The 9,221-nt window shown below is 51.2% G+C and carries 8 protein-coding genes; all 8 read right to left on the reverse strand.

Annotated features, from left to right (window positions below):
- Window positions 1-31 precede the first annotated feature (31 nt).
- A complete protein-coding gene (gene rpoB / locus OGX99_RS06705; protein ID WP_286543021.1) occupies window positions 32-4,060 on the reverse strand; it encodes a DNA-directed RNA polymerase subunit beta in 4,029 nt (1,342 codons plus the stop codon).
- A gap of 320 nt (window positions 4,061-4,380) precedes the next feature.
- Window positions 4,381-4,746: a 50S ribosomal protein L7/L12 gene (gene rplL / locus OGX99_RS06710; RefSeq protein WP_000028882.1), complete on the reverse strand. Its 366-nt coding sequence runs from the start codon at window positions 4,744-4,746 to the stop codon at window positions 4,381-4,383.
- A gap of 66 nt (window positions 4,747-4,812) precedes the next feature.
- Entirely contained in the window at window positions 4,813-5,310 is a 498-nt protein-coding gene (rplJ, locus tag OGX99_RS06715; protein ID WP_005132895.1) for a 50S ribosomal protein L10, read from the reverse strand.
- Between the two features lie 414 nt (window positions 5,311-5,724).
- A complete protein-coding gene (gene rplA / locus OGX99_RS06720; protein ID WP_005132897.1) occupies window positions 5,725-6,432 on the reverse strand; it encodes a 50S ribosomal protein L1 in 708 nt (235 codons plus the stop codon).
- A 3-nt stretch (window positions 6,433-6,435) separates the two neighbouring features.
- Window positions 6,436-6,864 carry a 50S ribosomal protein L11 gene (gene rplK, locus OGX99_RS06725; protein WP_003033122.1) on the reverse strand — a complete coding sequence of 143 codons (429 nt, stop codon included), beginning with the start codon at window positions 6,862-6,864 and terminating at the stop codon, window positions 6,436-6,438.
- A 155-nt stretch (window positions 6,865-7,019) separates the two neighbouring features.
- Window positions 7,020-7,565, reverse strand: coding sequence for a transcription termination/antitermination protein NusG (nusG, locus tag OGX99_RS06730; RefSeq protein WP_003033125.1), 546 nt, complete (start codon window positions 7,563-7,565; stop codon window positions 7,020-7,022).
- A 1-nt stretch (window position 7,566) separates the two neighbouring features.
- Window positions 7,567-7,950 (reverse strand): preprotein translocase subunit SecE, encoded by a 384-nt coding sequence (secE, locus tag OGX99_RS06735; protein ID WP_003033128.1) that lies wholly within the window; start codon window positions 7,948-7,950, stop codon window positions 7,567-7,569.
- Window positions 7,951-8,180: 230 nt separating this feature from the next.
- Window positions 8,181-9,221 (reverse strand): elongation factor Tu (tuf, locus tag OGX99_RS06740; protein ID WP_058842576.1); only part of this gene is annotated, 1,041 nt, incomplete at its 5' end.

Below are 9,221 nucleotides of genomic sequence, written 5' to 3' on the forward strand. Positions count from 1 at the left end.
CGCCAGCACCAGTGACCTGTTTGATCGAGAGTTACTCGTCTTCCAGCTCGATGTTGATACCCAGCGAACGAATCTCTTTCAACAGTACGTTGAAGGATTCCGGCATGCCTGGTTCCATCTGATGGTTGCCGTCCACGATGTTTTTATACATCTTAGTACGACCGTTCACGTCATCAGACTTAACGGTGAGCATTTCCTGCAGGGTGTATGCCGCGCCGTATGCTTCAAGCGCCCACACTTCCATCTCCCCGAAGCGCTGACCACCGAACTGCGCCTTACCACCCAGCGGCTGCTGAGTAACCAGGCTGTAAGAACCGGTAGAACGCGCATGCATTTTGTCATCAACCAGGTGGTTCAGTTTCAGCATATACATGTAGCCAACGGTAACCTGGCGCTCGAACTGCTCACCGGTACGACCGTCGAACAGTGTGATCTGACCAGAAGTTGGCAGGCCACCCAGCTGTAACAGTTCCTTGATTTCAGACTCTTTCGCACCGTCGAATACCGGCGTTGCGATCGGCATACCTTTTTTCAGGTTTTCAGCCAGACGCAGAACTTCTTCATCGCTGAAGGTATTCAGGTCAACTTTCTGACGAACATCTGAACCCAGATCGTAAGCACGCTGGATGAATTCGCGCAGTTTCGCGACTTCTTGCTGCTGTTTCAGCATGGCGTTGATCTTATCGCCAATACCTTTCGCAGCCATACCCAGGTGGGTTTCAAGGATCTGACCGATGTTCATACGCGATGGTACGCCCAGCGGGTTCAGTACGATATCTACCGGTGTACCGTTAGCATCGTGTGGCATATCTTCGATCGGGTTGATCTTAGAGATAACACCCTTGTTACCGTGACGACCTGCCATCTTATCACCAGGCTGGATCCGACGTTTAACCGCCAGATAAACCTTAACAATCTTCAGCACGCCCGGTGCCAGATCGTCGCCCTGAGTGATTTTACGGCGTTTCGCTTCGAGTTTTTTCTCAAACTCGTGCTTCAGTTCGTCGTACTGTTCAGCCAGCTGTTCCAGCTGATTCTGTTTCTCTTCGTCGGTCAGGCCGAGTTCTAACCAGCGGTCACGCGGCAGTTTGTCGAGCTTCTCTGCTTCAACACCACCGGAAACCAGCACAGCGTAGATACGGCTGAACAGGCCAGCTTCGAGGATCTGCAGTTCTTCAGACAGGTCTTTTTTCGCCTGCTTCAGCTGCATCTCTTCGATTTCCAGCGCACGTTTATCTTTTTCTACGCCATCGCGAGTAAAGACCTGAACGTCGATAATCGTACCGGAAACACCGTTTGGCACGCGCAGAGAAGAGTCTTTAACGTCAGACGCTTTCTCACCGAAGATCGCACGCAGCAGCTTCTCTTCTGGCGTCAGTTGGGTTTCACCTTTCGGCGTTACCTTACCAACCAGAATGTCGCCACCGGTCACTTCCGCACCGATATAAACGATACCGGATTCATCCAGTTTGGAGAGCGCAGCTTCACCTACGTTCGGGATGTCAGCGGTGATCTCTTCCGGCCCCAGCTTGGTGTCACGAGACACACATGCCAGTTCCTGGATGTGGATGGTGGTGAAACGGTCTTCCTGGACAACACGCTCGGATACGAGGATGGAGTCTTCGAAGTTATAACCATTCCATGGCATGAATGCCACGCGCATGTTCTGACCCAGCGCCAGTTCACCGAGGTCGGTGGATGGACCGTCTGCCAGCACATCACCACGTTCAACCGGCTCGCCCAGAGATACGCAAGGCATCTGGTTGATACAGGTGTTCTGGTTAGAACGGGTGTATTTGGTCAGGTTATAAATGTCGATACCTGCTTCGCCCGGGTACATCTCGTCTTCGTTAACTTTGATAACGATACGGGAAGCATCCACGTACTGAACAGTACCGCCACGTTTAGCAACTGCAGTAACACCGGAGTCAACGGCAACAGAACGTTCCATACCGGTACCAACCAGCGGCTTATCAGCTCGCAGAGTCGGAACCGCCTGACGTTGCATGTTCGCACCCATCAATGCACGGTTGGCGTCATCGTGTTCCAGGAACGGGATCAGGGACGCACCGACGGATACCACCTGCTGGGTGGATACGTCCATGTAGTCAACCTGGTCACGGCTGAACAAGCTGGATTCGCCTTTGCTACGGCAGGTAACCAAATCTTCTACAAAGTGGCCTTCGTCATCCAGGTTGGAGTTCGCCTGAGCGATAACGTAGTTGCCTTCTTCGATAGCAGACAGGTAATGAATTTCGTCAGTTACAACACCGTCGGTCACTTTACGGTACGGAGTCTCGAGGAAGCCGTATTCGTTAGTCTGTGCATACACGGACAGGGAGTTGATCAGACCGATGTTCGGACCTTCAGGCGTTTCGATTGGACATACGCGACCATAGTGAGTCGGGTGTACGTCTCGAACTTCGAAGCCTGCGCGTTCACGCGTCAAGCCGCCTGGGCCGAGTGCAGAGATACGACGTTTGTGCGTAATCTCAGACAGCGGGTTGTTCTGGTCCATAAACTGAGACAGCTGGCTGGAACCAAAGAACTCTTTCACTGCTGCAGAAATCGGCTTGGCGTTGATCATATCCTGAGGCATCAGGGTATCCAGATCGCCCAGAGACAGACGCTCTTTCACCGCACGCTCAACACGCACCAGGCCAACGCGGAATTGGTTTTCCGCCATTTCGCCTACGGAACGGATACGACGGTTGCCGAGGTGGTCGATATCATCGACTTCGCCTTTACCGTTACGGATATCGATGAGCTTCTTCATCACTTCGATGATGTCGTCTTTGCTCAGGATACCGGAACCTTCGATTTCGTCGCGCAGCAGAGAACGGTTGAACTTCATACGACCAACCGCAGACAGGTCATAGCGGTCTTCGGAGAAGAACAGGTTCTCAAACAGGCTTTCAGCAGCTTCACGAGTCGGCGGCTCACCAGGGCGCATCATGCGGTAGATTTCTACCAGCGCGCTCAGACGATCGTTGGTTGGGTCGACGCGTACAGTTTCAGAAATGTACGGACCGTGGTCCAGATCGTTAGTGAACAGCGTTTCGATACGTTTGTGGCCAGACTGGCTCAGCTTAGCCAGCAGATCCAGGCTCAGCTCCATGTTAGCTGCGCAGATCAGCTCGCCAGTAGATTCGTCAACGTAGTCTTTAGCCGCAACTTTACCAGCAATGTATTCAACCGGAACTTCGATATGTTTGATATCGTCTTTTTCCAGTTGGCGAATGTGGCGCGCAGTGATGCGACGGCCTTTTTCGACGTAGACTTTGCCATTAGCTTCGATGTCAAAGGAGGCGGTTTCACCACGCAGGCGTTCCGGCACCAGTTCCATCTGCAGCTTGTTGTCACGAATTTCGAAAACAACTTTCTCAAAGAACAGATCAAGGATCTGCTCAGTGGTGTAGTTCAGCGCACGCAGAATGATGGTCGCAGGCAGTTTACGGCGACGGTCAATACGTACGAACAGGTTGTCCTTCGGATCGAATTCGAAGTCCAGCCAGGAACCACGGTAAGGAATGATGCGCGCGTTATACAGCACTTTACCCGAAGAGTGGGTTTTACCTTTGTCGGAGTCAAAGAAGACGCCAGGACTACGGTGCAGCTGAGAAACGATAACACGCTCAGTACCGTTGATAACAAAGGTACCGTTGTCAGTCATGAGCGGAATTTCGCCCATGTAGACTTCTTGTTCTTTAATGTCTTTTACGGTGCCTTCCGGCGCTTCGCGCTCGTAGATCACCAGACGCAGTTTTACGCGCAGCGGTGCGGAATAGGTCACGCCACGGATCTGACATTCCTGAACGTCAAACACCGGTTCGCCAAGGCGGTAGCTGACGTATTGCAGCTCGGAATTACCGCTATAGCTCTGAATCGGGAAAACGGAACGGAAGGCTGCTTCCAGACCATACTGCCCTTCAGGATCTTGCTCGATGAACTTCTGAAACGAGTCAAGCTGGATAGAAAGGAGATAAGGTATGTCCAGTACTTGTGGACGTTTACCAAAATCCTTACGAATACGTTTTTTCTCGGTATAGGAGTAAACCATTAGGGTTCCTCAGCTCGCTGACAAGTCGACCCATCTGTCCGACGAAGGGACAGTTTGTGCAACACTATTTTGTTGACCGGAAAATCGAATACTTTCCGCAATGCCTGTTGCTATCACGCTTAAACCATTTCATTGCGATTTACACAGAACGGACGCTCTGTCGCAGTATATTAAGACGTCGATAGAAACAAGCATTGAAAGGCACAACAGTAGTCAAACAGTGTGAAATGCTACTGGCGCCTTACAGCGCAAAAAGGCTGGTGACTAAAAAGTCACCAGCCATCAGCCTAATTTCTTAGGCTGCAACCAGAAAAGTTGGCTTATTTAACTTCAACTTCAGCGCCAGCTTCTTCCAGAGATTTTTTCAGTGCTTCTGCGTCATCTTTGCTCACGCCTTCTTTCAGCGCAGCCGGTGCAGATTCTACCAGGTCTTTAGCTTCTTTCAGACCCAGGCCAGTTGCGCCACGTACTGCTTTGATAACAGCAACTTTGTTAGCGCCAGCAGCTTTCAGAATTACGTCGAATTCAGTTTTTTCTTCAGCAGCTTCAGCCGGGCCAGCAGCTACAGCTACAGCAGCAGCAGCGGAAACACCGAATTTTTCTTCCATTGCAGAAATCAGTTCTACAACGTCCATTACGGACATAGCGGATACTGCTTCAATGATTTGATCTTTAGTGATAGACATTTAAATTGTTCCTGAAAATCAGAATAAGTTTATACGTAAGCAGATGCTTGAGAAAGATAACTGCGATTAAGCAGCTTCTTTCGCATCGCGTACAGCAGCCAGAGTACGAACCAGTTTGCCAGCCGAAGCTTCTTTCATGGTTGCCATCAGGCGTGCAATTGCTTCTTCGTAGGTCGGCAGGGTTGCCAGGCGATCGATGTTCGATGCCGTGATCAACTCACCTTCAAAGGCTGCGGCTTTGACCTCAAATTTTGCATTCGCTTTCGCGAACTCTTTGAACAGACGAGCAGCAGCGCCCGGGTGTTCCATAGAGTATGCAATCAGGGTCGGACCAACAAACGTGTCTTTCAGGCACTCAAACTGAGTACCTTCAACGACGCGGCGCAGCAGGGTGTTACGAACAACACGCATGTATACGCCAGCTTCACGACCTGCTTTACGCAGTTCAGTCATTTTATCTACAGTTACGCCACGGGAATCCGCAACTACTGCAGACAGCGCGCCTTTGGCTACTTCGCTGACTTCAGCAACAATCGCTTGTTTGTCTTGAAGATTTAAAGCCATTAGCTTTGCTCCTGGATGTTTGCCGGAACCCATGTTCCGGAACTCACTTCACTCTCCCCAACGGAGAGAGCGTCTAAATACGGTGAGCAGAAACAAGCCAGAGTATCAGAAATAATCTTAGCGTTCTGTCACCGTCTACGCAGGGCATTAAGTTTCTGACGAAACACCTGCGGTCTTCGACGGAGGCCTGGATAGGCCAGGCTCCAACGAACAAATCTTGTCTATCTGTCGTTATTCAATCTGTGGCGGCGTTGACTGTCTTCGTTCACACCAGTCACATAGTTAACTATGCTCCTGGCGATTCACTCAGTTGTCGCCTTGCCACAGCCTGAATATCTCGGATATACGTCTGCAATTAGCAGAAACGTGGGGGTAAGATTGTAGACAAAATCACCGCCCACGTAAAGGCGAATATTAGTTCGCCACAGTCGCAGTCAGACCGGACTGATCAACGGCAACACCAGCACCCATGGTGGTGGAGATGCTAACTTTCTTGATGTACACGCCTTTTGCCTGAGTCGGTTTTGCTTTTTTCAGCGCAACCAGCAGAGCTTCCAGGTTTTCTTTCAGTTTGTCAGCGTCAAAATCCACTTTACCGATGGTGGTGTGGATGATGCCGTTTTTGTCGTTACGGTAACGAACCTGACCCGCTTTAGCGTTCTTAACCGCTTCAGCAACGTTAGGGGTTACAGTACCAACTTTCGGGTTTGGCATCAGGCCGCGCGGACCCAGAACCTGACCCAGCTGGCCAACAACGCGCATTGCATCCGGAGAAGCAATAACAACGTCAAAGTTCATTTCGCCTTTCTTGATCTGGTCAGCCAGATCTTCCATACCTACCAGCTCAGCGCCTGCAGCTTTAGCAGCTTCAGCGTTTGCGCCCTGGGTAAATACGGCTACGCGAACGGAACGGCCAGTACCGTGCGGCAGTACAGTTGCACCACGTACGTTCTGGTCAGATTTACGAGCGTCGATGCCGAGGTTAACAGCAACGTCCACGCTTTCTACGAATTTAGCAGTGGCCAGCTCTTTCAGCAGAGCGATAGCTTCGTTGATGTCGTACTGTTTAGTAGCATCAACTTTGTCACGGATCACGGACATGCGCTTGGTCAGTTTAGCCATTTCTTAGTCCTCCACTACCAGGCCCATGGAACGTGCAGTACCTTCAATGGAGCGAGTCATCGCTTCAATGTCGGAACCAGTCATGTCGGCAGCTTTGGTCTGCGCGATTTCCTGCAGCTGAGCGCGGGAAATTTTACCCACTTTGTCTTTGTTCGGCTTGCCGGAACCAGACTTGATACCAGCCGCTTTCTTCAGCAGAACTGCTGCCGGAGGCGTTTTGGTAACGAAAGTGAAAGAACGGTCAGCGTAAACGGTAATAACAACCGGAATCGGCAGACCTTTTTCCATGGAGTCAGTCTTAGCGTTGAACGCTTTGCAGAATTCCATGATGTTCACGCCTTGTTGACCCAGTGCTGGACCTACCGGCGGACTCGGGTTAGCCATACCAGCTGCAACCTGCAGCTTGACATAGGCTTGGACTTTCTTAGCCATTCTAAATTCCTCTGATTGGGTTATAGCGCCTCGAAGAGGCTCCCCGTGATTAAATTCGTTTTACGGATAGGATCCATAAAAACAAAAGGCGCGAAATTGTATTCCAATCTCGCGCCTTGTGCAACGATTAAATCGTCGCTTTTTTGATCGGCGTATTAGGCTTTTTCAACCTGCGCGAAGTCCAGTTCAACCGGAGTCGCACGACCGAAGATAGATACGGAAACTTTCAGACGAGACTTCTCGTAGTCCACTTCTTCAACGACGCCGTTAAAGTCAGCAAACGGACCGTCGCTAACACGAACCATTTCACCTGGCTCAAACATCGTTTTCGGACGCGGCTTATCGCCAACCTGCTGCAGACGGTTCATGATCGCATCAACTTCTTTGTCGCTGATCGGCGCCGGACGATCAGATGTACCGCCGATAAAGCCCATCACACGCGGCACGCTGCGCACCAGGTGCCAGCTTGCATCATTCATCACCATCTGGACCAGTACATAGCCCGGGAAGAATTTACGTTCGCTCTTGCGACGCTGGCCACCACGGATTTCAACCACTTCTTCGGTCGGCACCATGACTTCGCCAAAAAGCTCTTCCATATTTTGTAACTTGATATATTCGCGCAGCGACGTGGCTACGCGGCCTTCAAAACCGGAAAACGCCTGAACGACGTACCAGCGCTTTTTAGGGGCTTCAGACATCTTAGAACCTCAGGCCAGTGATAAAGGATACCAGGCGAACCAGAATACCATCCAGTCCCCACAGGATCAGTGACATTACTGCGGTAACCGCAGCCACAATTAATGTGGTGTGCAATGTTTCCTGGCGAGTTGGCCAAATGACCTTACGGACTTCGGTTCTCGCTTCACGGGCAAAAGCAACGGTCGCTTTACCTTTTGTTGTCAACAGCGCGACACCACCCGCTGCGGCAATCAGAATCACTACGGCCAGCGCACGCAGCGGCAGCATCATGTCACGATAGAGGTAGTTGCCAACGATAGCTACAAGCAGCAATACAGCGACAACAACCCACTTCATCGCTTCCAGGCCGCGCCCGCTTCCTTGAGCTTCGGTATTCGCACTCATAAACCAACCTGTCAGAAGTATTCTACAAACATTTTCACCCCGCGTAAGCGAGGCGATCCAAACCGAAATGCTCTGGTGCGTTTCGGACTAAACGCCCTCTTCAGAGCCTGTCTCAGCAATGATTATGACAAAAAAAATCACTGATGAGCCAGGTTCTGGTGTGAAAGCGTGCAAAAAGGGCATCAAATGATGCCCTTTTATTGCGCATTGCGTCAAATGTTATTCGGCAATTAGCTCATTACTTTGGCAACAACGCCCGCACCAACAGTACGGCCGCCTTCACGGATTGCGAAACGCAGACCGTCGTCCATCGCGATTGGGTGGATCAGGGTAACAACCATTTTGATGTTGTCGCCCGGCATTACCATCTCAACGCCTTCCGGCAGTTCGATGGTACCAGTCACGTCAGTAGTACGGAAGTAGAACTGCGGACGGTAGCCTTTGAAGAACGGAGTATGACGGCCGCCTTCGTCTTTGGACAGAATGTACACTTCAGATTCGAACTTGGTGTGCGGCTTGATAGAGCCCGGCTTAGCCAGTACCTGACCACGTTCGATTTCTTCACGTTTGATACCACGCAGCAGAACACCAACGTTCTCACCAGCACGGCCTTCGTCCAGCAGTTTGCGGAACATTTCAACGCCAGTACAGGTAGACTTGGCAGTCTCTTTGATACCAACGATTTCAACTTCTTCACCAACTTTGATGATACCGCGCTCTACACGACCGGTAACAACGGTACCACGACCGGAGATGGAGAATACGTCTTCGATTGGCAGCAGGAACGGCTTATCGATAGCACGTTCTGGTTCTGGGATGTAAGAATCCAGGAAGCCAGCCAGTTCGATGATTTTCGCTTCCCACTCTGCTTCGCCTTCCAGCGCTTTCAGAGCAGAACCACGAACGATCGGCGTGTCGTCGCCCGGGAAATCGTACTGAGACAGAAGTTCACGAACTTCCATTTCTACCAGTTCCAGCAGCTCTTCGTCATCAACCATGTCGCATTTGTTCAGGAACACGATGATGTACGGAACGCCTACCTGACGACCCAGCAGGATGTGCTCACGAGTCTGCGGCATCGGGCCGTCAGTCGCAGCAACAACCAGGATCGCGCCGTCCATCTGCGCAGCACCGGTGATCATGTTTTTAACATAGTCGGCGTGGCCCGGGCAGTCTACGTGTGCGTAGTGGCGAGTCGGGGTGTCATATTCAACGTGAGAAGTGTTGATGGTGATACCACGAGCTTTTTCTTCCGGCGCGTTATCGATCTG

This window comes from Citrobacter sp. Cu096 (assembly GCF_030332285.1).
Lineage (GTDB): Bacteria > Pseudomonadota > Gammaproteobacteria > Enterobacterales > Enterobacteriaceae > Citrobacter > Citrobacter meridianamericanus.

What these genes read in the sequence shown, in the direction of transcription:
- rplA (WP_005132897.1), bottom strand. Translation starts at nt 6,432, where the DNA reads ATGGCTAAACTGACCAAGCGCATGTCCGTGATCCGTGACAAAGTTGAT.
- secE (WP_003033128.1), bottom strand. Translation starts at nt 7,950, where the DNA reads ATGAGTGCGAATACCGAAGCTCAAGGAAGCGGGCGCGGCCTGGAAGCG.
- rplJ (WP_005132895.1), bottom strand. Translation starts at nt 5,310, where the DNA reads ATGGCTTTAAATCTTCAAGACAAACAAGCGATTGTTGCTGAAGTCAGC.
- rplL (WP_000028882.1), bottom strand. Translation starts at nt 4,746, where the DNA reads ATGTCTATCACTAAAGATCAAATCATTGAAGCAGTATCCGCTATGTCC.
- rpoB (WP_286543021.1), bottom strand. Translation starts at nt 4,060, where the DNA reads ATGGTTTACTCCTATACCGAGAAAAAACGTATTCGTAAGGATTTTGGT.
- nusG (WP_003033125.1), bottom strand. Translation starts at nt 7,565, where the DNA reads ATGTCTGAAGCCCCTAAAAAGCGCTGGTACGTCGTTCAGGCGTTTTCC.
- rplK (WP_003033122.1), bottom strand. Translation starts at nt 6,864, where the DNA reads ATGGCTAAGAAAGTCCAAGCCTATGTCAAGCTGCAGGTTGCAGCTGGT.